This window comes from Streptomyces sp. NPDC047525 (genome assembly GCF_040643025.1).
Lineage (GTDB): Bacteria > Actinomycetota > Actinomycetes > Streptomycetales > Streptomycetaceae > Streptomyces > Streptomyces durmitorensis.
This window is the reverse complement of sequence record NZ_JBEYTL010000003.1, coordinates 629275-655613: the sequence shown is the minus strand read 5'-3', so window position 1 is coordinate 655613 and position 26339 is coordinate 629275. Positions and strand designations below refer to the sequence as shown.

The window sequence follows — 26339 nt, the reverse complement described above, 5'->3', positions numbered from 1 at the left end:
CACAGTCGTCAGAATGTTCTGACAAAGCCATTGACGCTGCCGCGCGCCCGCCGCTAGAACTCCCCCAGCCGCACTCGGGCGGCCGGGAGAAGAGGTGGTCCCCCATGCGTACCCCCAGGCGTAGCCCCATGCGTACGGCCCGCACAGCCCGCACGGCAGCGGCTCTCACCGCGGTGATCGCGCTCGCGGCCGGGTGCAGCGGTTCCGGCGGCAAGGACGACGAGGACAAGTCGGGCGACGGCGGCGGAGGCGGCAAAGGTGTGAACACGCCAAGCCTCAAGATCGCGATGGTCACGCACTCAGGCGAGGGCGACACCTTCTGGGACATCGTCCAGAGCGGCGCCAAGCAGGCGGCCCGCAAGGACAACGTCGATTTCCTCTACTCCAACGACAAAGAGGCCAAGGGGCAGGCCGAGCTCGTCCAGTCGGCGATCGACAAGAAGGTCGACGGCATCGTCGTGACCCTGGCCAAGCCCGAGGCGATGAAGGCGGTCCTCGGCAAGGCTCAGGCCGCGGGGATACCGGTCGTCACGATCAACTCCGGCGGCGAGTTCTCCGCCGACTTCGGCGCGCTGAGCCACATCGGTCAGGACGAGTCCGTGGCGGGCGAGGCCGTCGGCGACGAGCTGACCGAGCGGGGCAAGAAGAAGGTGCTCTGCGTCATCCACGAACAGGGCAACGTCTCCCTGGAGCAGCGCTGCGCCGGCGTCAAGAAGACCCTCAAGGGCTCGGTCGAGAATCTCAACGTCGAGGGCACCAACGCGCCGAACGCCCAGTCCTCCATCAGTGCGAAACTCCAGGCGACCAAGGACATCGACGCGGTCGTCACGCTCGGCGCGCCCATCGCCGCGCTCTCGGTGAAGGCCAAGGAGGACTCCGGCAGCAAGGCCGAGGTCGCCACGTTCGACCTGAACGCCGAGGTCGTCAAGCGGCTCAAGGCCAAGGAGGTCGGCTTCGCCGTCGACCAGCAGCCCTACCTCCAGGGCTATCTCGCCATCGACGAACTGTGGCTCTACAAGACCAACGCGAACGTCCTGGGCGGCGGCAAGCCCGTCCTGACCGGACCCGCCATCGTCACCGAGAAGGACGTGCCGAAGCTGGAGAAGTACACCGCCCGCGGTACCCGATGAACACATGCGTGATCCGCGTGGTCGATACTTGGGCCGCTGGGGCCGGGGATCCGGACCGGCCTCACCGAGGAGCAGAGCTAGAAGGGCACGGCGTCGTGGCAAGGGTTCAGACAGGGGTACGTGCGGTGGGCGCCGTGCTGGTCGCGGTGCTCGGGGTATCCCTCGCGGGGTGCAGCAGCACCGGTGGCAAGCGCGCCGAGGACGCACGCAAGGCGGCAACGGCACAGGGCAAGGCCGCGGTGAACACGCCGAACTGGACGTTCGGCATGGTGACCCACTCGGGTGACGGCGACACGTTCTGGGACATCGTCCAGGAAGGCGCCGAGCAGGCGGCCCGCAAGGACAACATCAAGTTCCTCTACTCCCACAATGCCGAGGCCCAGCAGCAGGCCCAGCTCGTGGACTCGTACATCGACAAGAAGGTCGACGGCATCATCGTCAGCCTCGCCAAGCCCGCCGCGATGAAGGGCGCCCTGGCCCGCGCCAAGAAGGCCGGCATCCCGGTGATCACGGTGAACTCCGGCTCCGCCGAGTCCAAGGCGTTCGGCGCGCTCACCCACATCGGTCAGGACGAGACGATCGCGGGCGAGGCCGTCGGCGACGAGCTCAACAAGCGCGGCAAGAAGAAGGCGCTCTGCATCCTGCACGAGCAGGGCAACGTCGGCCACGAGCAGCGCTGCGAAGGCGCCAAGAAGACCTTCGACGGCAAGATGCAGAACTTGTATGTGACCGGCACGAACATGCCCGACGTGCAGTCCTCCATCGAGGCCAGGCTCCAGTCCGACAAGTCCATCGACTCGGTCGTCACGCTCGGCGCGCCCTTCGCGGACACCGCGGTGAAGGCCGCGGACAGCGCGGGCAGCAAGGCCGAGGTCGACACCTTCGACCTGAACGAGAAGGTCGCGGCGGGACTGAAGGACGGCACGCTCGGCTTCGCCGTCGACCAGCAGCCCTACCTCCAGGGCTACGAGGCCGTCGACCTGCTCTGGCTCTACAAGTACAACGACGACGTGCTCGGCGGCGGCAAGCCGGTCCTCACAGGACCGCAGATCATCACCAAGGACCAGGCCGCCAAGCTGGAGGAATACGCGAAGCGAGGGACGCGATGACAGCGACCGCACCCGCACCGGCGCCTTCGCCGGACACGAAGACGGACGAGCGCCTCCTGAAGGCGTCGCCGCTGAAGAAGCTGATGGGCCGCCCCGAGCTCGGCTCCGTCGTCGGCGCCGTCGCCGTCTTCGTCTTCTTCTCGATCGCGGCGGACAGCTTCCTGCAGACCAACAGCCTCGCCACGGTGCTCTACGCGGCGTCGACGCTCGGCATCATGGCCGTGCCGGTGGCGCTGCTCATGATCGGCGGCGAGTTCGACCTGTCGGCGGGCGTCATGGTGACGACCTCCGCGCTGATCTCGTCGATGTTCAGCTACCAGATGACGGCCAACGTCTGGGTCGGCGTCCTCGTCTCGCTCGTCGCCACCCTCGGGGTCGGCGTCTTCAACGGCGTGATGCTGACGCGCACCGACCCGCCGAGCTTCATCATCACGCTCGGTACGTTCCTGATGCTGACCGGCATGAACCTCGGCTTCACCAAGCTGATCAGCGGCACGGTCTCCACGAAGTCGATCGCCGACATGGAGGGCTTCGCCTCCGCCAAGGACGTCTTCGCCTCGACGCTCACCATCGGCGGCGTCGACTTCAAGATCACGATCCTGTGGTGGCTCGGCCTGATCGCGGTCGCCACCTGGATCCTGCTCCGCACCCGCGTCGGCAACTGGATCTTCGCGGTCGGCGGCGGCGAGGACGCGGCCCGCGCGGTCGGCGTCCCGGTCGCGGCGACCAAGATCGGCCTCTACATGGGCGTCGCCTTCGGCGCCTGGATCTCGGGCCAGCACCTGCTCTTCTCGTACGACGTCGTCCAGTCGGGCGAGGGCGTCGGCAACGAACTGATCTACATCATCGCGGCCGTCATCGGCGGCTGTCTGATCACCGGCGGATACGGCTCCGCGGTCGGCGCGGCCGTGGGTGCCCTCATCTTCGGCATGGTCAGCAAGGGCATCGTGTTCGCCGAGTGGAACCCGGACTGGTTCAAGTTCTTCCTCGGAGTGATGCTGCTCCTGGCGACCCTGCTCAACCACTGGGTCCGCAAGCGCGCGGAGGCGACGAAGTGACCACCGAGACGACCGACGTCACCGACGCGGTGCCGGAGCCGGACCGCACCCCGCTCGTCGAGCTCGACGACGTCAGCAAGTACTACGGCAACATCCGCGCCCTCGAAGGCGTCTCCCTGGAGGTCCACGCGGGCGAGATCTCCTGCGTCCTCGGCGACAACGGCGCGGGCAAGTCGACCCTCATCAAGATCATCGCGGGTCTGCACCGGCACGACGCGGGAGAGTTCCGCATCGAGGGTGAGGACGCGAAGCTCGGCTCGCCGCGCGAGGCCCTGGACCGCGGCATCGCCACGGTCTACCAGGACCTCGCCGTGGTCCCGCTGATGCCGGTCTGGCGCAACTTCTTCCTCGGCTCCGAGCCGACGAAGGGCGTCGGGCCCTTCAAGCGCCTTGACGTCGACCTGATGCGCGCGACGACCCGCGCGGAGCTGCTCCGCATGGGCATCGACCTGCGCGACGTCGACCAGCCCATCGGCACCCTGTCGGGCGGCGAGCGCCAGTGCGTGGCGATCGCGCGCGCCGTCTACTTCGGCGCCAAGGTCCTGGTCCTGGACGAGCCGACGGCGGCGCTCGGCGTCAAGCAGTCCGGTGTCGTCCTGAAGTACGTGGCCGCCGCGCGGGACGCGGGCCTCGGAGTGGTCTTGATCACCCACAACCCGCACCACGCGTACCTGGTCGGCAACCGTTTCGTCCTCCTGAAGCGCGGCACGATGTTCGGCAGCTACGCCCGCGACGAGATCACCCTGGACGAGCTGACCCGCCAGATGGCGGGCGGCTCCGAACTGGACGACCTCCGTCACGAACTGGAGAAGCGCTGACGGCGCCCCCTCAGGGGCGTGCGGAAAAGCCCCGTAAGGGGCGCGGGGCTGTGTCATTAGCGGCTCCGCCGCGGGGCGCGCCCGTCAGGGGCGCGGGGAACTGCGCGATCAGCCACGACGGGCCCGCAGCCGAAGACAGAACCGGCGGCAGCTTCGCCGGGCCACGGGACACCGGTGAGCCACAGCGGCAGCACAATGGCAGAATCGCCGCAATGAGCACCTACCGCGACCTCGCGCACCGCGGCTCCGCCCGAGCCACCGTTCTGCGGACCGTGGGCACGCGTGAGCGCCGATCCCATCTGACGGCGCCCCGCGTCCCCACCGTCGGCATCGACATCGGCGGCACGAAGGTGATGGCGGGAGTCGTCGACGCCGACGGCAACATCCTGGAGACGCTCCGCACGGAGACCCCGGACAAGTCCAAGAGCCCCAAGGTCGTCGAGGACACCATCGTCGAGCTGGTCCTGGACCTCTCCGACCGGCACGACGTGCACGCGGTGGGCATCGGCGCGGCGGGCTGGGTCGACGCGGACCGCAACCGCGTCCTGTTCGCCCCGCACCTGTCCTGGCGCAACGAACCCCTCCGCGACCGCATCTCCGGCCGCCTCGCGGTCCCCGTGCTCGTCGACAACGACGCGAACACCGCCGCGTGGGCGGAGTGGCGCTTCGGCGCGGCCCGCGGCGAGGACCACCTGGTCATGATCACGCTCGGCACCGGCATCGGCGGCGCGATCCTGGAGGACGGCCAGGTCAAGCGCGGCAAGTTCGGCGTCGCCGGGGAGTTCGGCCACATGCAGGTGGTCCCCGGCGGCCACCGCTGCCCGTGCGGCAACCGCGGCTGCTGGGAGCAGTACAGCTCCGGCAACGCGCTGGTCAGGGAGGCCCGCGAGCTCGCCGCCGCCGACTCCCCGGTCGCGTACGGGATCATCGAGCGGGTCAAGGGCAACATCCCCGACATCACGGGCCCCCTGATCACGGAGCTGGCCCGCGACGGCGACGCGATGTGCGTCGAGCTCCTCCAGGACATCGGCCAGTGGCTGGGCGTCGGCATCGCGAACCTCGCGGCGGCCCTCGACCCGTCCTGCTTCGTGATCGGCGGCGGCGTCTCGGCCGCCGACGACCTCCTGATCGGCCCGGCCCGCGACGCCTTCCGCCGCCAGCTGACCGGTCGCGGCTACCGCCCCGAGGCCCGTATCGCCCGCGCCCAGCTCGGCCCCGAGGCGGGCATGGTGGGCGCCGCCGACCTGGCGCGCCTGGTGGCACGCCGCTTCCGCCGGGCGAACCGCCGCCGGGTGGAGCGCCACGAACGCTACGAGCGCTACGCGGAAGCGCGCCGCACCAACGACCGCACCTCTCAGGGAACCCAGTAAACAGATGACCGTGCCCCGCCAACCCTCGTCCCCGGACTCCCCGGATCCCGCCGACGGGGGTGGCGGCCCCCGCGAGGGCCGCCGCCACATGATCCGCCGCCGCTGGCTGACGGCCACGATCATCGTGCTCCTGATCGGCGTACCGGCCGGCTATCTGGTGATCTCCGCGAACCAGAGCCGCAACAGCGGCCGCGACAAGGAGGCCAAGTACTCCGCGACCGGCCTCACCGCGGGCTGGCCCTCCAAGGTGCAGCGCCGTCTCTACGACGTGCCGATCCCGCGCTACTCCAGGGAAGTCGCCTACTACGAGACGAACAACTGGCGCACCAGCCGGCTCTACGCCCAGTTCCTGACGAGCAACGAGGGCCTGGACAAGTTCCTCAAGCAGATCGGTTCGAGCACCAAGACGCTGAAGAAGAACGACATCACGATCAGCAAGCGCGACCGCAAGGTCGTCGGCTGGGAGTTCACGGACCCGGGCCCCTGGCTGGGCCTCACCCACGTGAAGAAGGACCCGGCGCCGACCCTGGACGTGGTGGTGAACCGGGGCAACCCGAAGCACCCCATGGTGTATGTAGTGTCTACGACAACCCCGTAACTGGCGTGTTTCATCGGTGAGTTGTCCAAGGGGCGGCTCATACGATGGCGCCCATGACGCCCATGATCTCCACAGAGACGTCCGACGGGTCATCCGAAGAGGAGTACGACAGACGCCGCCGCGCCCAGTGGCTCGCGGGGGAGGCACGGGCGGACGGGGTGGCACGCAGGGACATGCTGCGGCTCCTCGCGGCGGCGGGGGTGGCGGCCGGGGCGGCGACCGCCCTGCCGATGACGCTGGGAGCCCCCCGAGCACAGGCGGCGGCCGCCACCGCGACCGCCGCCATTGTGAAGCCGCTCCCCGAGGACCGCTTCACGATCCGCGGCACGAACGCGGAGACGAAGTTCGATGCGCTGGCGCAGACGGGCCACCTCACCCCCGCGTCCCACTTCTTTGTCCGCAACCACACGGCGACGCCACGCCTGGACGCGAAGACCTGGACGCTGAGGATCTGGGGCGACGGACTGCGGGGCGGGGAGCGGGAGTTCACGCTCGCGGACCTCATACGCCTCCCGTCGACCTCACGCACCGCCTTCGTCGAATGCGCGGGCAACGGCAGAAGCCTCTTCACGACCCAGCAGGGTCAGTCGGCCTCGGGCACGGCCTGGACCCTGGGAGCGATCGGCAACGCCCACTGGCGCGGCGTACGCCTCTCCGAAGTCCTGCGCCGGGCAGGCGTGTCGCGCCACGCGGTGGACGTGATGCCGAGCGGACTCGACGCGGACTACGTCACGGACGACGGCACGAACCTGGGCAGGGTCCGCCGCCCGCTCCCGCTCTCCAAGGCGATGGACGACGTCATCCTGGCGTACGAGATGAACGGCGCCCCGCTCCCCGCGGACCACGGCTACCCGGTGAGGGTCCTGGTCCCGGCGTGGGTGGGCATCGCGTCGATCAAATGGGTGGGCGACATCGAGGTCTCGTCGAAGCCCCTCTTCTCCCCCTGGAACACGCAGTTCTACCGCCTGTTCGGCGAGACGTACCCGCCGGAGGGCAGCGCCCCGCTCACCCACCAAACCCTGAAGTCAGCCTTCGAACTCCCCTGGAACGCAAGCGTCGACGCGGCCACGACCCACCACCTGACCGGCCGCTCGTGGTCGGCGACGGGCGCGATCACCCGCGTGGACATCAGCACGGACGAGGGCGCGACATGGCACCGCGCCCGCCTCAAGGACACACCCCACCGCGCCACATGGACCCGCTGGACCACCCCGTGGCACCCCAGGACCCCGGGCCCGACGACACTCCTGGCCCGCGCCACGGACACCACGGGCCGCACCCAGCCGGAGACGACGGTGCACAACACGCAGGGGTATCTGTTCGATGCGGTGGTGCGGCATGCGGTGACGGTGGTGTGAGGAAGGGGCGGCCTCGGGGGAGGGAGGGCGAGGTCAGCCGAGGCCCGCCCACCGCTCGTACGCGGCCGCTCCCACGCCCAGATCCTCCCAGGCCATCCCCGCCGACTTGAACAACCGGGGCCGGTCCTCGGTCAACTCCGCCTCGCCCCGCACCAGTTCGCCCAGAGTCCGCAGCCGGCCCATGTCAAAGGCCCCCGCGTCCACCGCGAGCACGATGTCCCCGCACTCCCGCAGCGCCACCTCATGGGACTCCGCCACCACCAGGCCGCGGCTCAGGAGCCCCTCGTCCACCTCGCGCGCGTCCGGCTCGTGCGAGCCCACCGCCGCCACCGTCGCGTGGGGCGGGAGCAGCGCGCTGTCGAAGAGCGGTGCGCGGGCCGTCGTGCAGCAGCAGACCACGTCGGCGGTCGCCACGTCCGCCGGGGTCGCGGGCGCCGCCGACAGGCCCGCCTCGCGGCAGCGGTCGACGAAGGCCGCCACCCGCTCGGGGTTGCGCGCCACCACGTCCACGTGTTCCAGCGCCGGGCGCACCGCGCGCACCGCCTCCACGTGGCCCCAGGCCTGCGGGCCGGTGCCGAAGACCAGGAGGCGGCGGGCCTCCGGGACCGCGAGGTGCTTGATCGCGGCCCCGGAGACCGCCGGGGTGCGCAGCGAGGTCAGGGCGATTCCGTCGAGCAGGGCGAGCGGCGTGTGCGTCTCGCCGTCCATGAGGAGGTACACGCCCTGCACGCGGGGGAGGTCGCGGGCCGCGTTGCCGGGGGTGACCGTGGCGATCTTCACCCCGGTGTACGACGCCGTGGAGGACGGCATCAGCAGGAGCTGGCCGCCCGGTACGCCCACGACCCCCCGCGCGGGCTCCGCCTCCGGGTCCAGGCCTGCCTTGAGGACGGCCTCCACCGCCTCGATCGCCGTGGACATCGGGACGAGCCGGGCCATCGCACCGGCGTCGATGTAGGGCGGGGCCTCGCTCATACGGGGTTCCTTTCGGGGCTGGCTGCTCGACGGGCTGCTCGGCTGGCTGTTCAGGGGCCGTTCTGCTCGCAGTGCGGCCCCTTCATGATCACCCTATGGAACAGCCGGGCGGGGGCTCGCGTCACTTTCGCCAGAACAGATGGTGCGTCACCGCCCCGCCCGGGCTCGGTACGACGTCGAGGTGGAACCGGTCGAGCAGTTCGTCGGGCGACTCCCACAGCCGCGACCCGGATCCGAGCTTCACCGATGAGACCGCCACGTGCAGCGTGTCGACGAGGTCGGCGTCGAGGAACTCCCGGATGGTGGCGGCCCCGCCGCCGAGCCGGACGTCCTTGCCCTGCGCGGCCTCCCGCGCCCGCTCGAGCACCGTCGCCGGGTCGTCGTCGACGAAGTGGAACGTGGTGTCGGAGAGCGTGAACGAAGGGCGCTCGTGGTGGGTCATGACGAACACCGGGGTGCGGAACGGGGGCTCGTCGCCCCACCAGCCCTGCCACTCGTGGTCGTTCCAGGGCCCGCGCTGCGGCCCGAACTTGTTGCGGCCCATGATCTCGGCGCCGATGTTGCGGGCGTAGTCCCGCGTGAGGTAGTCGTCGAGGCCCCGGCTGCCGCCGGGGTCGGTGCGCATGGGCCAGCTCGCCGTGGCTCCCGCCCAGGCGAACATGTCCCCGGGATCGGCGTCGCCGAACGGTCTCTCCAGGCTCTGGTTCTCACCGGCACCGAAGCCGTCCTGCGAGACGTTGAAGTTCTGCACTCTCAGCAACTGGGGCACGTGTCTTCTTCCATGTCGGAGGACCAAAGTCGCAGGACCCATGTCGGAGGTCCTGTGTCAGAGGTCCTGTGTTGGCGGCAACGGTAGGACTGTCCGGGCCGGGAAAACTCATCGGCGTGGCCCGTTCCGCTCGCTGGCCGCCGGCCGGACCCCGGAGATCTCCGTCACGTTCGCCTGCACGACGCCCGCTCGAACTGGGGCGGTTCGGTGCAGGCTGCCACCCGCGTCCGTGAGATTTGGCGAGATGTGGGAGCGTGAGCGGGTGAGTGAGAAGACGACTGCGACCCTGCAATACCGCTTTGACGGGCCGGAAGACGCCCCGGTGCTGATCCTGGGACCATCCCTCGGCACCACCTGGCACATGTGGGACCGGCAGGTGCCCGAGCTGGTCAAGCAGTGGCGGGTGTTCCGCTTCGACATGCCCGGACACGGTGGCGCCCCGGCACATCCCTGCGGCTCCGTCGGCGAGCTCGCCCAGCGGCTCCTCGCCACGCTCGACGAGGTCGGCGTGCAGCGCTTCGGCTACGCGGGCTGCGCGTTCGGCGGCGCGATCGGCGCCGAGCTCGCCCTGCGGCACCCGCAGCGCGTCGCCTCCCTGGCACTGATATCTGCGTCGCCCCGCTTCGGCAGCGCCGACGAGTTCCGCCAGCGCGGCGTGATCGTGCGGAGCAACGGCCTCGACCCCATCGCGCGTACGTCCCCCGAGCGCTGGTTCACGCCCGGCTTCGCCGCCGCGCAGCCCGCGATCACCGACTGGGCCGTACAGATGGTGCGCACGACCGACCCCGGCTGCTACATCGCCGCCTGCGAGGCCCTCGCCGCCTTCGACGTGCGCGCCGAGCTGAACCGCATCAGCGTGCCCGCCCTCGTCTTGGTCGGCTCGGAGGACCAGGTCACCGGGCAGGGCGAGGCCCGCACCCTCGTCGCGGGGATACCGGACGCCCGCCTCGCCGTCGTGCCGGGGGCCTCCCACCTCGCCCCCGTCGAGCAGCCCGCCGCCGTCACCGACCTTCTCGTACGTCACTTCTCCACCGCCTGGCAGCTCGCGACCGACGCCACCGGGACGCACGCGGCGATCAGCGCACCGCCCGTCAAGCCGATCCTCGCCCCGCCGCCGCCCGTCTTCCCCGTCGCCGAGATCGGGCCCATGGAGCAGCCCGAAGCCGTGGGCGGCGGACGCCCCGACCCCTACGACGCGGGGATCAAGGTCCGCCGCGAGGTGCTCGGCGACGCGCACGTCGACCGCGCGCTGGCCGCGGCCGACGACTTCTCCACGGACTTCCAGGAGCTCATCACGCGCTACGCGTGGGGCGAGGTCTGGAACAGACCCGGCCTGGACCGCCGCTCCCGCAGCTGCGTCACCCTCACCGCGCTGGTGGCGGGCGGCCACCTCGACGAGCTGGCCTTCCACACCCGTGCGGCCCTGCGCAACGGCCTCACCCCGCAGGAGATCAAGGAAGTGCTGCTCCAGGCGGCCGTCTACTGCGGCGTCCCCGCGGCGAACTCCGCCTTCAAGGTCGCCCAGGCCGTGATCCGCGAGGAAACCACGCCGCAGGAGTAGCAGGATGGGGGCATGACGACTGCCGCGAAGCGCATCAAGCTCACCAAGAAGACACACGCCTGTGTCCGCCTGGAGCGGGACGGACGGAGTCTCGTCATCGACCCCGGCACCTTCAGCGAACAGGACGCGGCCCTCGGCGCCGACGCGATCCTCGTGACGCACGAGCATCCGGACCACTTCAACGAGGACCGGCTGCGCGTCGGCCTCGAGGCCAACCCGGCCGCCGAGATCTGGACCCTGCGCTCCGTCGCACAGAAGATCTCGGCCGCCTTCCCCGGGCGGGTGCACACCGTCGGGCACGGCGACACCTTCACGGCCGCAGGGTTCGACGTGCAGGTGCACGGCGAGCTGCACGCGGTGATCCACCCGGACATCCCGCGGATCACCAACGTCGGCTATCTGGTGGACGGTTCGGTCTTCCACCCGGGCGACGCCCTGACCGTGCCCGAGCAGCCGGTGGACACGCTGATGCTGCCGGTCATGGCGCCCTGGAACAAGATCTCCGAGGTCATCGACTACGTCCGCGAGGTCAAGCCGCAGCGTGCCTACGACATCCACGACGCGCTGCTCACGGACCTGGCCCGGCCGATCTACGACGCGCAGATCGGGTCCCTGGGCGGAGCCGAGCACCTGCGGCTCACCCCGGGGGAGTCCGCCGAGCTGTGACCGGCGGCAGGACCGACGGCCACCGGCCGACCTGAGACTGTCAGTGGCGCCCGGTAGGTTGTGAGGCATGCGCATTGCCACCTGGAACGTGAACTCGATCACCGCTCGGCTGCCGAGGCTGCTCGCCTGGCTGGAGAGCAGCGGTACGGATGTGCTGTGCATCCAGGAGACCAAGACCACCGCCGAGCAGTTCCCCGCCGACGAGCTGCGCGAGCTCGGGTACGAGTCGGCGGTGAACGCGACGGGCCGGTGGAACGGCGTGGCGCTGGTCTCCCGGGTCGGCCTGGACGACGTGACGGTCGGCCTGCCCGGCGGGCCTGACTACGAAGGGGTGCAGGAGCCGCGCGCGATCTCCGCGACCTGCGGCCCGGCACGCGTCTGGTCGGTCTATGTGCCGAACGGCCGCGAGGTGGACCACGCGCACTACGCGTACAAGCTCCAGTGGTTCGAGGCCCTGAAGGCCTCCGTCGCCGCCGATGCGGCGGGCGCGCGGCCGTTCGCGGTCCTCGGGGACTTCAATGTGGCGCCGACCGACGCGGACGTGTGGGACCCCGCCCTGTTCGAGGGCGCCACGCACGTGACCCCCGCCGAGCGCGCGGCGCTCGCCGCCCTGCGGGAAGCGGGGCTCTCGGACGTGGTGCCGCGCCCCCTGAAGTACGACCACCCGTTCACGTACTGGGACTATCGCCAGCTCGGCTTCCCCAAGAACAGGGGCATGCGCATCGACCTGGTGTACGGGAACGAGGCGTTCTCGAAGGCCGTGACGGATTCGTACGTCGACCGCGAGGAGCGCAAGGGCAAGGGCGCGTCCGACCACGCGCCGGTCGTGGTGGACCTGGACGTCTAGGCAGGAGCAGGGGCCGGATCTTCCGGCCCCTGCGCCGCCCGGCCCCTGCGCCGCCCGGCCCCCGCTCCGCCCGGCGGCTGCGGCTAGTCCGGGACCAGCACCCCCAGATCAACCGACTCCGCGATCGCCGCGAGCCCCGCGTCCCCCGGGTGCAGATGGTCCCCGCTGTCGTACGCGGCCAGCATCCGCGCCGGATTCGCCGGATCCCGCAGCACCGCGTCGAAGTCCAGGACGGCGTCGAAGTCACCGCCGCCCCGCAGGTAGTCGTTGACCTTCATGCGTTCGGTGTCCGCCGCGGCCGTGCAGAGCGACTCCCCCTGGCAGGGGGCGATCGTCGCCGCCACCACGCGCAGGCCCCGCGCGTGCGCCCGCTCGGAGATCTCCCGCATACCGGCGGTCACTTGATCTGCCGACGCACCCCAGCGGACGTCGTTGATGCCTTCGAAGACGACGACCGTGCGGGCCGACGTCTGGGCGAACACATCACGGTCCAGGCGGTGCAGCGCGCTCACGCCGCCGGTGTCCGTGGAGACACCGTCGCCGGGGTAGCGGTCCGCGACCACGCGGTTCGCCGAGATCCCCTGGTTCAGGACCCCGAAACGCGGGACCTCGTCCTGCTGCAGGAGCCGCGTCGCCAGGATATTGGGCCAGCGGTGGTTCGCGTCCTGCGTCGACCTCACCCCGTCCGTGATGGAGTCGCCGAGCAGCACCACAGAGCCGGGCCCGCCCGACACGTCGACCCCCGTGAGCAGCGGCCAGGTCGTGATCGTCGACGTGTAGGCCTCCGGTGAGCCGTCCGCCGCGTGGTCGCCGGGGCCGCTCACGTACGAGCGCTGAATGGCCTGGCTGTGGACGGGCGCGGTCGTCACCGTCTGAGGGAGGTGGAAACTCACCAGGAGGTTGGTGTCCTCGGGCACGTCGAAGTCGAGCGGGTCGCTGAACGCCTGCGCCCCCGCCGGGACTTCGGTGCCGCCCTCGCCCCGGAACGAGAGCCGCCGCGGCTCGCCCCGGGCCCCCGCTCCGGACTCCTGCACCGCCACCGTGGCGCTCCCGATCCGCACCGGCGCCGAGGCGAAGGTGTTGTCGAGCCGGATCCGCACGCGCGGCCCGCCCGTGCTCGTGTGGACGACGAGCCGCACGGTCCGGTCGGCCCACGGGCCCACCGCCGTGTAGCCGGCCGTCGACGCCGACCAGCTGCCGGTCCACCCCTTCGCGGGCTGCCGCACGGAGAGCGAGAAGACGTGCAGGTCGGGGGCGCCGGGGTCCTTCGGCAGGGTCACCGAGGCGATCTCGCGCCCGCGCGCCACCGGCACGGTCACGACGTACAGCCGTGTCTTCTCGGCGAGTTGGCCGCCCGGAGTGTTCAGATGCGGCAGCGCGACCGCCTTCGTGGCGAGCGGGCCCGAGCGCCAGTCCGGCGCCGTCAGGCGGTACGTCCCCTTCGATCCGTCCCGGTAGCGCACCGTCCCCGTGCCGCCCGCGTCACCGCCCGTGCCCGCGACCAGGAAGGCCAGGGCGTCCCCGCGTCCGCGCACCCGTACGGACTGCCCGTCCGCGCGGACATTGTCCGCCTCTCCCGCGTCGGTCCGTGGCAGGGCGAGCCGCGCCCCGTCCACGGCGATCGAGCGGCCCGGGGTCCAGCCCGCCGTCGTCAGGTCCTGGGCCGAGAGCGAGCCGCCCGAGCCGTCGAAGTCCGCGTCGCCGGGCCGCGCGTCGTCGCTGATGGCCCTGTTGTCGAAGAGCCGCTCCAGGGGGAGCGGCCCGGGTCTGTGCGGGGCGGCCTGCGCCGCCGCCACGGGGACGATGCCGGTGGTGAGTACCGCGAGTACGGCGGCCGATCCCCAGATACGTGAGATACGCGAGGTACGCGAGCTGCGTGGGTTGCGTTGGCGCACACCAGACCCCTCCCCTTGGCTGAAGCTGACGTGACGACAGGTGCGCCATGAAGCTAAGGAGGTCAGGGAGACGCGTCAATGAGGTGCGCGTGAACACGACCCGAACTCGCCGGGATGCCGGATCAAGGGAGTGGCGCGGTGCCCGGCGCGGCGAGCCGCGCGCTACTCGTCGACCCGTACCGGCAGTTCGCCGACGCGGCGGGGCCACTCGCATGATTCCGTGATCAAGTGACGCAAGTTACATTCGTTGGACCGGGGAGCAGAGGCACCCTCACGGAGAGGCCGATCATGAACATCTCCTTCTTCGGCAAGTGGCGCAAGCAGCACGCCGCCGACCGAAGCCCAGGACTCGCCTCGGCGTTCGACGAGGACCCGGCCGGTGTGGCCGAACTCCTCTCCGAATGCGAGCTGCTGCGCTCCCAGGCGGCCACCGCAGGACTCGAACTCGACGACTCCCCGGCCTCGTTGACCGCGCTCGACCAGCTCCTGCCGCGCTGGCGCGATGACCCCGAGCTGCTCCCGTGGCTCGGCAACGACGCGGGCCTGTACCTCGGTTCGGTCATCGTCCGTACGGTGCCCGGCGCCACCTGGCACGTCTGGCCCGGCGGCGGCCCCGCCGTGCGGCTCGCGTCGGGGCGTGAGATCCAGGTGGTCGAGGCGGGGCTCGACTGGGCGGTGCAGGGGGCTCCCGAGCTGTCCCAGGTCTACGCGGAGGCGTCGGAGGCGTAGCCGCGGGACGCCTGCGTGATGACGTAACTGCAAATACGGTTAATGCCCATAAGTGCGTGTCGTCCAGTAAGTCCCGTTTTCACGTGGATAGTTTGCGACGACCGACACCGCTGAGAGTGGGCAGGGCAGGGCATGGCCGTCGATCCGCTGATCGAGCTGCGTGATGTGAACAAGTACTACGGGGAGCTGCATGTCCTTCAGGACATCAACCTCACCGTCGGCAAGGGGGAGGTGGTCGTGGTCATCGGCCCGTCAGGGTCGGGGAAATCAACGCTCTGCAGGACGATCAACCGGCTGGAGACGATCCAGTCCGGAGCCATCGCACTGGACGGGCAGCCACTTCCGGAAGAGGGCAAGGCACTCGCCACACTCCGTGCGGACGTGGGCATGGTGTTCCAGTCCTTCAACCTCTTCGCACACAAGACAGTGCTGCAGAACGTCTCCCTCGCGCCGGTCAAGGTGCGGGGCAAGAAGAAGGACGACGCCACGCGGCGCTCCCGCGAGCTCCTGGAACGGGTGGGCCTCGCGACACAGGCCGACAAGTACCCGGCACAGCTCTCGGGCGGCCAGCAGCAGCGCGTGGCGATCGCACGCGCGCTCGCCATGGAGCCCAAGGTGATGCTCTTCGACGAGCCGACATCGGCCCTCGACCCCGAGATGATCAACGAAGTGCTCGAGGTCATGCAGGGGCTTGCCCGCGACGGCATGACCATGGTCGTCGTCACCCACGAGATGGGCTTCGCCCGTTCGGCCGCCAACCGTGTCGTCTTCATGGACGCCGGCCGCATCGTCGAGGACCGGGCCCCCGAGGACTTCTTCAGCAACCCGGAGAGCGACCGGGCCAAGGACTTCCTCTCCAAGATCCTCAAGCACTGACGGGGGGCCAGCCATGATGCGTACGACACGTCTGCTCGCGGCGCTCGTCATCGCCGCCTGCGCCGCCAGTGCCTGCGGCAAGGAGGGCAGCCCTCCGGTGAAGGGGCCGCAGCCCGACGAACTGCCCAAGTACCAGGTGGCGAAGGGATTCACGCTGCCCGGCTCCGGCACCTGGAAGAAGGCGAAGCGGCGCGGCCACCTCGTCGTCGGAGCCAAGGAGGACCAGCCGTTCCTCGGGGAGAAGAACCCCGCCACCGGGCAGTACTCCGGATTCGACATCGAGATCGCCAAGATGATCTCGGCCTCGCTCGGCTTCGAACCGAAGTCGATCCGGTTCAAGACGATCGCGTCGGCGAACCGCGAGACCGCCCTGCAGAACGGGCAGATCGACTACTACGTCGGCACCTACACCATCAACGACCTCCGCAAGAAGCTCGTCGGCTTCGCAGGCCCCTACTACATGGCAGGACAGGGCCTCCTCGTGCGCACCGACGAGGACGACATCAAGGGGCCGCAGGACCTGAACGGCAAGAAGGTCTGCTCGGCGGCCGGGTCGACCCCCTACCAGCGCATCCAGAAGGACTACCCGAAGGCGACGCTCGTCGCGTACGACACGTACTCGGTCTGCGTCGACAACCTGCTGACCTATCAGGTCGACGCCGTCACCACCGACGACGCCATCCTGATCGGCTACGCGGCCAAGGTGCCCGACGAGCTCAAGGTGGTCGGCAAGCCGTTCTCCGAGGAGCCCTACGGCATCGGGGTCCCCAAGGGCGACAACACCCTGCGGTTCGCCGTCGACGACGCGCTCGCCGCCCGGGAGAAGAACGGCGACTGGAAGAAGGCCTACGACGCCACCCTCGGCCTCTCCGGGGTCCCGGCGCCGAAGCCGCCCGCCATCGACCGCTACCCGGCGAGCTGAGGAGGCGTCGTGGACGTACTGACAGACAACTTCTCCACCTTCGGCAAGGGGTTCGTCGGCACCGTCGAACTCACCGTCTACGCCTCCATCCTCGCCCTCGTGCTCGGCTTCATCATGGCGTCGTTCCGGGTGGCACCGGTCGGCTCCTTCCGGGCGTTCGGCACCGCCTGGGTGACGGTCCTGCGCAACACCCCGCTCACACTGCTCTTCTTCGCGGTGCTGCTCGGACTCCCGCGCTTCGGACTCGTACTGCCCTTCAAGGTGTTCGCCGTCCTCGCGCTCGGCTGCTACACCTCCGCCTTCATCTGTGAGGCACTGCGCTCGGGCATCAACACCGTCCCCAAGGGCCAGGGCGAGGCCGCCCGCAGCCTGGGGATGACCTTCGGTCAGACGCTGTCCATGGTCGTGCTCCCGCAGGCCTTCCGGTCCGTCATCCCGCCGGTCGGCTCCACCCTCATCGCCCTCGCCAAGAACTCGGCCATCGCCGGCGCGTTCAGCGTCACCGAACTGCTCGGCACGTACAAGACGCTCAGTGAGCTCGGCTACAACATCATCTGGACGTTCGTCTGGATCGCCGTCGGCTACCTGATCATCACCCTCGCCATCAGCGCCGTCTTCAATGTCCTCGAGAAGCGCTGGGGAGTCGCCCGATGAAAGCCCTCTCCCACGAATCCACCGCCCTCTACGACGTACCGGGCCCCAAGACCGAGCGCAGGCACAAGCTCTACGGGCTGATCTCCACCCTGGTCCTGCTCGCGCTGGTCGGCTGGATCATCTATCTGCTCTTCGACACCGACCAGTTCACCGCGACGAAGTGGACGCCCTTCGAGTACAAGGGCATCCAGGAACTCCTCCTGAAGGGCCTGGGGAACACGCTCAAGGCCTTCGCCATCTCCGCGGTCCTCGCGCTCGCGCTCGGCGGCCTGCTCGCCATGGGGCGGCTCTCCGACCACCGTCCTGTGCGCTGGATCGCCACGCTCCTCGTGGAGTTCTTCCGCGCGATGCCGGTCCTGGTGATGATCTTCTTCGTCTTCGTGGCGCTGAAGGTCCAGCCGCTTCCGGCCCTGGTCGCCGGGCTCACGCTCTACAACGGCTCGGTGCTCGCCGAGGTCTTCCGCTCGGGCGTGAACTCCGTGGAGCGCGGACAGCGGGAGGCCGCGTACGCGCTCGGGATGCGCAAGACGCAGGTGATGACGCACGTCCTCGTTCCGCAGGCCGTGCGCGCCATGCTGCCCGCCATCATCAGCCAGTTGGTGGTCGCCCTCAAGGACACCTCGCTCGGCTATCTGATCACCTATGAGGAGTTCCTCCACGCCGGGAAGCTGATCGCGTCGAACCTCGACTACGATCTACCTTTCATCCCCGTGGTTCTGGTGATCTCGCCGATCTACATCGGGATGTGCATGCTGCTCTCGTGGTTCGCCCAGTGGGTGTCCAAACGACAGCGGCGCAATCCCAAGACCGAGGCCGCGGACGTGGCCCCGGCCGAACCAGGGACGCTGCTGCCGGGTGTGCAGTAGCTAAAGGGGCCAGGGCCCGACCCGGCAGCAGCCGGTGATCACTTCTCGCGCAGCGGGACCGACACGTACGACGGGTCGGACGCGGGCGAGGAGAAGGTCAGCTGCGCGCCGGTCGGGTTGTGCTCGATGTAGAGCGGGTCGACCGTGTCGACCACCAGGGCGAGCCTGTGTCCTGCCGGAACGTCGTAGGCCGTGGAGAACAACTCCAGGTCCACGCCGAACGGCCGGCCGGGGGTCTTGCCGTGGAAGGTGTACGGCGCGTTGCTGACCAGCTTGCCGAGGCCGAGCGGGCCCACGTCGTAGAGGTACGCGACGAGGGTGCCGCTCTCCTTGGTGCTGGTGAGCGTGGTGTGCAGCTTCGCCGTCCCGCGCACCCGCTGGTCCGTGGCGTACTTCTCGGACTGCCAGACGCCCGCGTAGCGCCTCGGGAGCAGCGGCATCGAGGCCACCGGCGGGATCTTGAGGAACTGGTCCAGGGCGTTCGAGAGCAGCACGGTGCCGCCGTTGGCGCCCGAGTCGACGTTCGCGCGGATCGTGGTGGACCCCGCCAGGTCGATCTTCTTCTTCGTCGCGCCGACGGACTTCCAGTCGGGATAGCCCTCGTAGCCGCCTGTGGAGCGGGACTTGAGCTGGACGGGCTGCTCGGTGTCGACGCCGTTCTTCTCGCCCTTGAGGTAGCGGTCGAACCAGCGCTGGGTGGAGGTCCAGGTGTCGTTGGGCAGCCCGAGCAGACCGGTCAACTCGGATGTCGCATGGTCGCCGGGCCGGAATTCCAGGCGCTTGGGGCCGGTCAACTGCTCGTAGAACTTGGCGTATTGATTGGGCGGGAAGATCGTGTCGCCCCAGGCGTTGCCCATCATGACGGCCGCGCCGTTCTTGTTGATCTGGTCGATGTAGGTCGCGGGGGAGCGCTTGGCGCCCCACGCGATCATCTCGTCCTCCTTGTCCAGGTTGGACGCGAGGAAGTCCTTGAGGGTCTGCTGGAGTTCGGGGCTCGGGCGGCCCGTGAGCACTCCTGCGCCGCCGAGGAGACCGGCGGCCTGCTGGTGCTGGGTGCGGCCGCTGTAGATCGAGTCGATCAGGTCGCCCCAGCCGCTGAGCGCCGCGACGGCCTTGATCCGCTTGTCGTGCCCGGCGGCGAGCAGGCTGATGCCCGCGCCGTACGAGACGCCGCCCATGCCGATCTTGTCGGGGTCGGCCGCGGTGTTCTCCAGGGTCCAGTCGATGACCTTGGAGGCGTCCGCGATGTCCTCGGGGCCGCCGGTCTCGATCTCGCCGCCGGACTGCCAGAAGCCACGCGAGTTGTAACTGACCACCACATAGCCGGAGTTCGCGAGCTTCTGGGCCTGCGCGACGTACTCGATCTGCGGCATGGCCCAGCTGGTGGGCAGCACGATCGCGGGGAACTTCTCGCCCGCCTTCGCGCCCTTGGGGGTGAAGACGTTGGCCTTGAGGATCGTGCCGCCGTCGCCGGGGATGTCGACGAAGCGCACGTCCGAGGAGCTCGCCGCCTGTGGAGCGGCCGGCGGGTTTCCACCGGCCGCTTGGGCGGCCGGGGCGATGCCGAAGGCGGCGCCGGCGACGAGAGTCGCCGACACGGCGCCCACGGTGGTCGTACGCAGAGCCTTGCGCGGTTGTCCCACGGGTCACTCCTTACTCGTGCAAGCAAAGTGACCCGACGGTAACCGCGTGTCCTTACCGGGGGTAACCCGTCGGTAAGTTACGCACCGGTAACGATTGTTGAGCGCTTGATCGTCAGCTCAGCGCGCTCTTCGTCTGCCAGTCGTTCCAGGAGATGTTCCACTCGCCGTAGCCGTTGCCCGGGTCGGGGACGCCCTTCGAGCCGCTGCCGGAGACCTCGAAGGGGTCGCCGACCTGGACCTGGCCGTAGAGCCAGGACGCGTCGCCGTCGCTCATGCCGATGCAGCCCGAGCTGTGGTTGGTGTTGCCGAAGTACGAGGCGTTCCAGGGAGCCGCGTGCGCGTACATGCCCGACCAGGTCAGACGCATCGAGTTGTCGACCATCTTGTCGTAGGCGTCGCCCAGGCCGACCGTCTCGGAGCGCATGTTGATCGTGCCCTCCTTGGCCATCAGGACGGACGTGCCGCCCCAGGACGCCTTGTCGCCGCCGGGGGTGCCCGCCGACATCGGGACGGTCTTGACGCTCTGCCCGTCGCGCACGAGCGTCGCCTGCTTGCTGTCGAGGTCGACCTTGACCTTCTGGCTCTTGCCGACGGTGAAGCCGGTGACGTAGTCACGGACGAACCAGCCGCCGCCCGTGCCCGAGTCGACGCCGTTGAGCTGGGCGTCGAGCTTCACCTTCGTGCCGGACTTCCAGTAGTCCTTGGGCCGCCAGTCGATGCGGTCCTTGCCGTCGTAGTTCTTGATCCAGCCCCAGGACCCGGTGGTGTCGTTCGAGGTCGTCACCTTCAGGTGCTTCTCGATCTCGGCCTTGTTCTTCACCGGGTGGTCGAAGACGACCGACAGGGGCTGTGCGACGCCGACCGTGGTGTCCTTGCCGGGCGTCAGGCTCAGCTTGTTCACCTGCTCCGGGGCGGCTGTCTTGAAGGAGGTCCGCGCGCTGCCGCCCTCGTCCGTCGTCGCTTCGACCTTGTACGAGGTGCCGGGCGCCGCCTTGCGGTCCGAGGTCCAGGTCTTGCCGTTCGCGGCGACCTTGCCGGTGAGCTTCGTGCCCTTGGAGTCGGCGACCGTGACCTGCTTCAGCTTGCCGTCGGCCAGCTTCACCTCGACCGGGGAGCCCGCCTTGGCCTGCTTGCCGTGCAGGTTGACTGATATGTCCGGCTTGTTCGCAGATGTGTCGGCGGATGCCGGGGTGCTGCCCGAACAGGCGGTCAGCGCGGCGGCCAGTGCCGCAAGACCGGCGGCCGTGACCGCGGCCCCGGTGTGGCGGGTGCGTAGGGGGCGTCGGTGACTCGGCGAGCTCAGGGGCCTCAAGGGAACGTACCTCCGTGCGAATGTGGAACTGCACGGTGAGATGGCCAAAGGTCCCGTTGGGTTGTCTCTTGCCCCGAATTGCCGAATAGGTCACAGAGGCGGGATATCGGCCGGGTGTGGAGGTCGCGCCCGGTGGTCGGCGCTCGGTGGCCGGTCGCCTACTTGGCGCGATGGGACGTGCGCGCCGGTGCGATCGCGGGAGCCGGGGCTTGGGCGGCGCGGGTGACGTCACCGACGAGCTCGACGACGTCGGGACCGTACGCCTGGGAGTTGACGACCTTCAGGAGCAGCACGAAGGTGTTCGCGCCGTGCTTGCGGGCGAGGCGCTCGTGGTGCCGGGCGAGATAGCGGGTCGCCGCCTGGTTGGTGATCGCGCGCTGGCCGCAGAAGAGGAAGACGGGTCTCGCCTCCTGGCCCTGCCCCGCGGTGAGCCGCGCGAGGATCACGTACTCCGTGATGCCGCCCTCCATGCGGTACCGCTCGCTGCCGATCTGGAAGGCCCCGCGGTCGGGTCCTGGCTCCGGCTCGGTGTTGATGCGGACGCCGGGCAGCAGGGAGTGCATGTGCGCGGCCATGCGGCGGTTGGCCGTGGGGGAGCCGACGCAGAACTCGGTGCGTTCGCCGAAGCTCTGCTGGGCGGCGTCGTGCGCGACGAGCTGGGCGTGCGCCCCGCAGTCCTTGATCAGCGCGGCGAGTTCGAGCAGCGCGAACACGTCGTGACGTACGACGGTGAGCTCGGGGCCGCCCGCCTCGCGGTTCACCACGAGCAGCGACTCGGAGTTGTCGGGCAGCCCGAAGAAGGCCTGCTTGCGGCGGAGCTTGCGCCGCCAGAGGTAGGTACGGGCGAGCCAGCCCAGCACGGCACCGAGGCCGGCCGCGATCAGGCCGAGGACGATATTGCGCACGTCTTCAGTCATGGGGGCGCATGCTAGCGGGCTCTAGGACCCGTGTTCGAGGGGGTCCTGACGTGGCGGGTGCACCGAAGTTACGCTGCGCAGACGGTTGTTGACTGGAGGTACGAATGCGTCGTGCTGTCGTACGGAATCTGACGCTATTGGCGGTCGGAGGGGTGTTGGTGTCGGTCGGAGCGGCCGTGCCCCCTTCGTCTCCGCGCTCAGCTGAACCGGCCTCGCGGTCCCCGGAGAAGGAGCCGGTGGCCGTCGGCTACGGCGGCGCGGTCTCCAGCGTCGACGCGGACGCGTCGGCCGCCGGGATCGAGGTCCTGAAGAAGGGCGGCAACGCGGTGGACGCGGCGGTCGCCACCGCGGCGGCCCTCGGCGTGACCGAGCCCTACTCGGCGGGCGTCGGGGGCGGCGGCTACTTCGTCCACTACGACGCCAAGAGCCGCAAGGTGAGCACGATCGACGGCCGCGAGACGGCCCCGCGGACCGCCGACTCCGGCCTCTTCCTGGAGAACGGCAAGCCGATCCCGTTCGCGGACGCCGTCACCAGCGGCCTTGGCGTGGGCACCCCCGGCACGCCCGCGACCTGGCAGTCCGCGCTCGACCGGTGGGGGAGCAAGCGGCTCGGCACGCTCCTGAAGCCCGCCGAGCGGCTCGCGCGCGACGGGTTCACGGTGGACGGCACCTTCCGCTCGCAGACCGAGTCGAACCAGGAGCGGTTCGCCGACTTCCCGGACACGGCGAAGCTCTTCCTGCCCGGTGGCGCGCTGCCCGTCGTCGGCTCGACGTTCAAGAACCCCGACCTCGCGCGGACGTACGAGGAGCTGGGGCGCAAGGGTGTCGGGGCGCTCTACCGGGGCGGCATCGGCAAGGACGTCGTACGCACCGTGAACAAACCGCCCGTGGACCCGGCGTCCGGGCGGGTGGCCCGGCCAGGCGATCTGTCCGCGAAGGACCTCAAGGCCTACGCGGTGAAGCGGCAGGCGCCGACGAAGACCTCCTACCGTGGGCTCGACGTCTACTCGATGGCCCCCTCGTCCTCCGGCGGCACCACTGTCGGCGAGGCGCTCAACATCCTTGAGCGGACCGACCTTTCGAAGGCGTCGAAGAAGAAGTACCTGCACCGCTACATCGAGGCGAGCCGCGTCGCCTTCGCCGACCGCGGGCGCTGGGTGGGGGACCCCGCCTTCGAGGACGTACCGACGAAGGAGCTGCTCTCGCAGAAGTTCGCCGACTCGCGGGAGTGCCTGATCCGCGACGACGCCGTCCTCAAGAGCCCCCTCGCGCCGGGGAACCCGCGGAATCCGGCCGCCTGCAAGTCCGGGGACAAGGCCGCCCCGACCACGTACGAAGGGGAGAACACGACGCACCTCACGGCTGCCGACAAGTGGGGCAACGTCGTCGCCTACACCCTGACCATCGAGTCGACGGGCGGCAGCGGGATCACCGTGCCCGGACGCGGTTTCCTGCTCAACAACGAACTGACCGACTTCTCCTTCGCGCCGGCCGACCCGGCCGTGCACGACCCGAACCTGCCGGGTCCGGGGAAGCGGCCCCGGTCCTCGATCGCGCCGACGATCGTCCTGGAGAAGGGCAAGCCGGTGGTCGCGCTCGGGTCGCCGGGCGGAGCCACGATTATCACGACCGTCCTGCAGACCCTCACCGGATTCGTCGACCGGGGTCTACCGCTCGTCGAGGCGATCGCCGCGCCGCGCGCGAGCCAACGCAACGCCGCACAGACCGAGTTGGAGCCGGGCCTCTGGGAGAGCCCGGTGCGGGCCGACCTGGAGGCGCTCGGGCACTCGTTCAAGCAGAACCCGGAGATCGGTGCGGCGACCGGGGTGCAGCGGCTGCCGGGCGGCAAGTGGCTGGCCGCGGCGGAGAAGGTGCGGCGCGGTGGCGGGTCGGCGATGGTGGTGCGGCCTGGCTGAGGGACGGTCCGGGCGGGCCCGCGGGGGCCCGCCCGGCGGGCTCAGCGAGCCGCGCAGTTCTGCTCAAGCTCGTTGGCCGCCCAGCGGATCGCGCCCTCCGGGTCGTCGTGCAGATGTCGCAGCGTCGGCAACGCGTCGCGCACCGCGGCCAGTTGGGCGTCGCCCCTGCCGCCGCGGGCCTGGTGGACGTCCGCCAGGTCCGCGATCAGGAGCAGCAGCGTGCTGCGCGAGCGGTTGTCCGGGTCCGTCATGAGCTCGACCAGGAACGGGACGGCCGGGACCGCGGCGGTCGATGCCGCCTCCTTGGAGACGAGGAGGCGGTAGAGGTCGTGGACCGCGTCCATGGCCGTCTTCTTGTCGTCCGACGCCACCTTGCCGATCAGCTCGGGGACCATGTGGCCGGGGCCGCGCGCCGTCCACAGCGAGCCCCAGTCGACGCTCTCCAGGCGCAGCTGGAGGTCGCGGTGCGGCCACAGCTTGGCCAGGTCGAGGCGGAGCGCTGCGGTGGAGTCCGCGTCCGTGACGCGCAGGATGCCGTCGGCGCCGTCCGCTTCGAGGCCGAGGAACTTGATGCCGGTGCCGAGGCGGAGGTTGGCCACCGCGTCGGACGCCAGGTCCCAGACGCGCACCAGGCCGTCCGCCCAGGCCGCGGCGAGCGCGGGCCCGGTCGGCAGGACCGCGGCGGCCAGTGAGGCGACCGGGGTGCTCCTGCGGGCGAACGGCGCGCGCAACGGCTTGCGGCGGGTCGACCAGTAGCGGATCACGCCGTGGGCGTCGCCGCTGAGGACCAGGCGCGTGCCGGTCGCGAGCTCCAGGCAGGTCACGGAGGTCACCGGCGCGCGGTGCAGTCCGAGGGTGATGGTCTCCGGGTCCTCGTCGTCCGTCTCGCGGACGTGCACGTGGCCTTCCGTGTCGCCCGCGACGAGTAGCGTCGGCCCGTGGAGCGAGGCCACCGCCCTGAGGGTGCCCGGGGTTTCGACGAGCGCGGCCGCCGCTCCGGCGACGGCGGGCGGCTGCGGGAACTCGCGGGTGAGGACCGTCCACCGGCCGCGCGGGTCGGAGTCTGCCGCGGAGAGCGAGACCGGCCCCAAGTCCTCCAGGGGTACGGGTACTTCGGCCGGCGGACGGATGTCCTTGTCGGTCCACTCAAGGCCCAGGGTGCGGGCGACATCGAGCAGGGCGTCGCGGGTGCGGGCGTTGATCACGATCTTGAAGTCGGCCCTCGGTCCGCGTCCGTGACGTATGACCGCGTCCGGGGCGCCGTACGAGAGCGCGTCGGTGCCCATCTCCTGCCAGGGCAGCAGGCCCAGTTCGCGGTACGAGGCCTCAAGACGGCGCACGATCTCGGGGTCGGCGTCGACGGTGTCGCGGCCGAACCGCAGCGTCCAGCCGTAGTGCGCGGGCATCCGCTCGAAGGCGAGCTGCATCAGGAACTCGGAGAGCGAGCGGCTCTGCTCCACCCACTGGCCGCCGACGCTCACGAGGACGCGGGGGTCGGGGAGTTCGGCCTCGGCGGCGAGGTAGCCCCACTCGTGGGTGTAGTGGTACTCGGACATGAACACGCACACGCGCGCGTCGTCATCGGGGGTGACGATCCCGCCGGACCCGTCCGTCGAGTCCACGTCTAGCTCGGAGATCTTGGGCGGCCACTGCGTGTGGACCCAGTACAGGCGCGGGTTGAAGGCGAAGGAGTTGAGCGGGGAATCCCACCATTCGTTCAGCGCCCGGGGGACCGGGAGGTCCCAGTCGACGCCGTGCTCCTCGTTCTCGCCGCCCCAGCGGGAGTGGCCGGGCTCGCCGCCCGGGTCCTCGTATCCCCACTCGCGCTGCACCTCGTCGAGCAACGTCCATCGGGGGCGCCCCTGTTGACGCTCCAACCGGTCCGCGAACTGTCCGTAATCAATGATCTCGTGTGTCACCGAGGCATCGTACGGATGATCTACGTGGCGGATGTCGCCACGGCGTCACGGTGCTGTGCCGAGCTGTGTGACGTGTCCGTCGCGAGTTCGACCCTGCCAATTACTATACCGGTATGAGAATGGTTTTCCGCGCGCGGTGGGACTAGGATGGGCGCATGGTACGGACTCCCCTGACCCCAGAAGAGCGCGAGCGCGGTGAGCGTCTTGGCCGCCTGCTGCGTTCGGCGCGTGGCGAGCGGAGCATGGTGGAGGTCGCCGCGTGCGCCGGACTCTCCGCGGAGACACTCCGGAAGATCGAGACGGGGCGGGCCCCGACGCCCGCGTTCTTCACCGTGTCGGCCCTTGCACTGGCGCTCGGCCTCTCGCTGGACGAGGTGGCTCAGGCGTGCGCGCTGGTGCCGCTCGCCCCTGTGTGAGGGGTGGCGCGGGCCGCC

General features: G+C 70.0%; 24 protein-coding genes. 17 read left to right on the top strand and 7 right to left on the bottom strand.

The features are described from left to right. Positions 1-128: 128 nt before the first annotated feature. The 7 genes from ABZ833_RS11835 to ABZ833_RS11805 all read left to right on the top strand — a co-directional run bounded on the left by ABZ833_RS11835 (position 129) and on the right by ABZ833_RS11805 (position 7441). Positions 129-1130 (top strand): sugar ABC transporter substrate-binding protein, encoded by a 1002-nt coding sequence (locus tag ABZ833_RS11835; protein ID WP_361044483.1) that lies wholly within the window; start codon positions 129-131, stop codon positions 1128-1130. A 95-nt stretch (positions 1131-1225) separates the two neighbouring features. Continuing rightward, positions 1226-2239 (top strand): sugar ABC transporter substrate-binding protein, encoded by a 1014-nt coding sequence (locus tag ABZ833_RS11830; RefSeq protein WP_361044481.1) that lies wholly within the window; start codon positions 1226-1228, stop codon positions 2237-2239. After that, positions 2236-3297, top strand: a complete 1062-nt coding sequence (locus ABZ833_RS11825; RefSeq protein ID WP_361044478.1) for an ABC transporter permease — start codon at positions 2236-2238, stop codon at positions 3295-3297. The genes ABZ833_RS11830 and ABZ833_RS11825 overlap by 4 nt, the downstream gene beginning before the upstream one ends. Continuing rightward, entirely contained in the window at positions 3294-4115 is an 822-nt protein-coding gene (locus tag ABZ833_RS11820) for an ATP-binding cassette domain-containing protein (protein WP_361044476.1), read from the top strand. Before ABZ833_RS11825 ends, ABZ833_RS11820 begins: the two co-directional genes overlap by 4 nt. A 212-nt stretch (positions 4116-4327) precedes the next feature. Continuing rightward, positions 4328-5485 (top strand): ROK family glucokinase, encoded by a 1158-nt coding sequence (locus tag ABZ833_RS11815; protein WP_249586856.1) that lies wholly within the window; start codon positions 4328-4330, stop codon positions 5483-5485. Between the two features lie 4 nt (positions 5486-5489). Beyond that, positions 5490-6083, top strand: coding sequence for a sugar kinase (locus ABZ833_RS11810; RefSeq protein WP_361044472.1), 594 nt, complete (start codon positions 5490-5492; stop codon positions 6081-6083). Between the two features lie 62 nt (positions 6084-6145). Beyond that, on the top strand, positions 6146-7441 hold the full coding sequence (locus ABZ833_RS11805; RefSeq protein ID WP_361044837.1) for a sulfite oxidase: 1296 nt from the start codon (positions 6146-6148) through the stop codon (positions 7439-7441). A 33-nt stretch (positions 7442-7474) separates the two neighbouring features. Here the strand turns inward: ABZ833_RS11805 and ABZ833_RS11800 are convergent, their stop codons facing one another. Together ABZ833_RS11800 and ABZ833_RS11795 are read right to left on the bottom strand one after the other, a co-directional pair. Beyond that, a complete protein-coding gene (locus ABZ833_RS11800) occupies positions 7475-8413 on the bottom strand; it encodes an ornithine cyclodeaminase family protein (protein WP_361044470.1) in 939 nt (312 codons plus the stop codon). Positions 8414-8534: 121 nt separating this feature from the next. Next, entirely contained in the window at positions 8535-9182 is a 648-nt protein-coding gene (locus ABZ833_RS11795; RefSeq protein ID WP_361044467.1) for a dihydrofolate reductase family protein, read from the bottom strand. Positions 9183-9444: 262 nt separating this feature from the next. On the opposite strand from ABZ833_RS11795, the gene pcaC reads away from it, so the two are divergent. From pcaC to ABZ833_RS11780, 3 genes are all read left to right on the top strand, one after another. Next, entirely contained in the window at positions 9445-10743 is a 1299-nt protein-coding gene (pcaC, locus tag ABZ833_RS11790; protein ID WP_361044464.1) for a 4-carboxymuconolactone decarboxylase, read from the top strand. A gap of 33 nt (positions 10744-10776) precedes the next feature. Continuing rightward, positions 10777-11409 (top strand): MBL fold metallo-hydrolase, encoded by a 633-nt coding sequence (locus ABZ833_RS11785; protein WP_361044834.1) that lies wholly within the window; start codon positions 10777-10779, stop codon positions 11407-11409. Between the two features lie 67 nt (positions 11410-11476). After that, positions 11477-12256, top strand: a complete 780-nt coding sequence (locus ABZ833_RS11780) for an exodeoxyribonuclease III (RefSeq protein ID WP_249586801.1) — start codon at positions 11477-11479, stop codon at positions 12254-12256. 83 nt (positions 12257-12339) lie between these two features. Here ABZ833_RS11780 and ABZ833_RS11775 read toward each other — a convergent pair whose 3' ends face one another. Then, the gene (locus tag ABZ833_RS11775; RefSeq protein ID WP_361044461.1) at positions 12340-14151 is read right to left on the bottom strand and encodes an SGNH/GDSL hydrolase family protein; all 1812 of its coding nucleotides are present in this window, start codon (positions 14149-14151) and stop codon (positions 12340-12342) included. A 288-nt stretch (positions 14152-14439) separates the two neighbouring features. Between ABZ833_RS11775 and ABZ833_RS11770 the strand changes: the two genes are divergently transcribed. From ABZ833_RS11770 to ABZ833_RS11750, 5 genes are all read left to right on the top strand, one after another. Next, positions 14440-14880: a DUF6278 family protein gene (locus ABZ833_RS11770; protein ID WP_249586799.1), complete on the top strand. Its 441-nt coding sequence runs from the start codon at positions 14440-14442 to the stop codon at positions 14878-14880. A gap of 132 nt (positions 14881-15012) precedes the next feature. Then, on the top strand, positions 15013-15756 hold the full coding sequence (locus tag ABZ833_RS11765; RefSeq protein WP_361044457.1) for an amino acid ABC transporter ATP-binding protein: 744 nt from the start codon (positions 15013-15015) through the stop codon (positions 15754-15756). Between the two features lie 16 nt (positions 15757-15772). Then, the gene (locus ABZ833_RS11760) at positions 15773-16678 is read left to right on the top strand and encodes a glutamate ABC transporter substrate-binding protein (RefSeq protein ID WP_361044831.1); all 906 of its coding nucleotides are present in this window, start codon (positions 15773-15775) and stop codon (positions 16676-16678) included. A 9-nt stretch (positions 16679-16687) separates the two neighbouring features. Then, positions 16688-17332 carry an amino acid ABC transporter permease gene (locus ABZ833_RS11755; RefSeq protein WP_361044454.1) on the top strand — a complete coding sequence of 215 codons (645 nt, stop codon included), beginning with the start codon at positions 16688-16690 and terminating at the stop codon, positions 17330-17332. Beyond that, on the top strand, positions 17329-18198 hold the full coding sequence (locus ABZ833_RS11750) for an amino acid ABC transporter permease (RefSeq protein WP_361044451.1): 870 nt from the start codon (positions 17329-17331) through the stop codon (positions 18196-18198). The genes ABZ833_RS11755 and ABZ833_RS11750 overlap by 4 nt, the downstream gene beginning before the upstream one ends. 38 nt (positions 18199-18236) lie before the next feature. Here ABZ833_RS11750 and ABZ833_RS11745 read toward each other — a convergent pair whose 3' ends face one another. The 3 genes from ABZ833_RS11745 to ABZ833_RS11735 form a co-directional block, all read right to left on the bottom strand. Continuing rightward, positions 18237-19841, bottom strand: a complete 1605-nt coding sequence (locus ABZ833_RS11745; RefSeq protein WP_361044449.1) for a CocE/NonD family hydrolase — start codon at positions 19839-19841, stop codon at positions 18237-18239. 112 nt (positions 19842-19953) lie between these two features. Further along, positions 19954-21066, bottom strand: coding sequence for an Ig-like domain-containing protein (locus ABZ833_RS11740; protein ID WP_361044828.1), 1113 nt, complete (start codon positions 21064-21066; stop codon positions 19954-19956). 245 nt (positions 21067-21311) lie between these two features. Further along, on the bottom strand, positions 21312-22070 hold the full coding sequence (locus tag ABZ833_RS11735; RefSeq protein WP_361044446.1) for a hypothetical protein: 759 nt from the start codon (positions 22068-22070) through the stop codon (positions 21312-21314). A gap of 104 nt (positions 22071-22174) precedes the next feature. Here ABZ833_RS11735 and ggt point away from each other — a divergent pair, with 104 nt between their 5' ends. Then, a complete protein-coding gene (gene ggt / locus ABZ833_RS11730; protein ID WP_361044443.1) occupies positions 22175-23986 on the top strand; it encodes a gamma-glutamyltransferase in 1812 nt (603 codons plus the stop codon). A 41-nt stretch (positions 23987-24027) separates the two neighbouring features. On the opposite strand, the gene ABZ833_RS11725 is transcribed toward ggt, so the two are convergent. After that, the gene (locus ABZ833_RS11725) at positions 24028-25905 is read right to left on the bottom strand and encodes a hypothetical protein (protein WP_361044440.1); all 1878 of its coding nucleotides are present in this window, start codon (positions 25903-25905) and stop codon (positions 24028-24030) included. 155 nt (positions 25906-26060) lie between these two features. Between ABZ833_RS11725 and ABZ833_RS11720 the strand changes: the two genes are divergently transcribed. After that, on the top strand, positions 26061-26321 hold the full coding sequence (locus ABZ833_RS11720; RefSeq protein WP_249586792.1) for a helix-turn-helix transcriptional regulator: 261 nt from the start codon (positions 26061-26063) through the stop codon (positions 26319-26321). Positions 26322-26339 lie beyond the last annotated feature (18 nt).

What these genes read in the sequence shown, in the direction of transcription:
- ABZ833_RS11835 (WP_361044483.1), top strand. Translation starts at nt 129, where the DNA reads ATGCGTACGGCCCGCACAGCCCGCACGGCAGCGGCTCTCACCGCGGTG.
- ABZ833_RS11825 (WP_361044478.1), top strand. Translation starts at nt 2,236, where the DNA reads ATGACAGCGACCGCACCCGCACCGGCGCCTTCGCCGGACACGAAGACG.
- ABZ833_RS11815 (WP_249586856.1), top strand. Translation starts at nt 4,328, where the DNA reads ATGAGCACCTACCGCGACCTCGCGCACCGCGGCTCCGCCCGAGCCACC.
- ABZ833_RS11810 (WP_361044472.1), top strand. Translation starts at nt 5,490, where the DNA reads ATGACCGTGCCCCGCCAACCCTCGTCCCCGGACTCCCCGGATCCCGCC.
- ABZ833_RS11805 (WP_361044837.1), top strand. Translation starts at nt 6,146, where the DNA reads ATGATCTCCACAGAGACGTCCGACGGGTCATCCGAAGAGGAGTACGAC.
- ABZ833_RS11800 (WP_361044470.1), bottom strand. Translation starts at nt 8,413, where the DNA reads ATGAGCGAGGCCCCGCCCTACATCGACGCCGGTGCGATGGCCCGGCTC.
- ABZ833_RS11780 (WP_249586801.1), top strand. Translation starts at nt 11,477, where the DNA reads ATGCGCATTGCCACCTGGAACGTGAACTCGATCACCGCTCGGCTGCCG.
- ABZ833_RS11770 (WP_249586799.1), top strand. Translation starts at nt 14,440, where the DNA reads ATGAACATCTCCTTCTTCGGCAAGTGGCGCAAGCAGCACGCCGCCGAC.
- ABZ833_RS11765 (WP_361044457.1), top strand. Translation starts at nt 15,013, where the DNA reads ATGGCCGTCGATCCGCTGATCGAGCTGCGTGATGTGAACAAGTACTAC.
- ABZ833_RS11760 (WP_361044831.1), top strand. Translation starts at nt 15,773, where the DNA reads ATGCGTACGACACGTCTGCTCGCGGCGCTCGTCATCGCCGCCTGCGCC.
- ABZ833_RS11750 (WP_361044451.1), top strand. Translation starts at nt 17,329, where the DNA reads ATGAAAGCCCTCTCCCACGAATCCACCGCCCTCTACGACGTACCGGGC.
- ABZ833_RS11735 (WP_361044446.1), bottom strand. Translation starts at nt 22,070, where the DNA reads ATGACTGAAGACGTGCGCAATATCGTCCTCGGCCTGATCGCGGCCGGC.
- ggt (WP_361044443.1), top strand. Translation starts at nt 22,175, where the DNA reads ATGCGTCGTGCTGTCGTACGGAATCTGACGCTATTGGCGGTCGGAGGG.
- ABZ833_RS11720 (WP_249586792.1), top strand. Translation starts at nt 26,061, where the DNA reads ATGGTACGGACTCCCCTGACCCCAGAAGAGCGCGAGCGCGGTGAGCGT.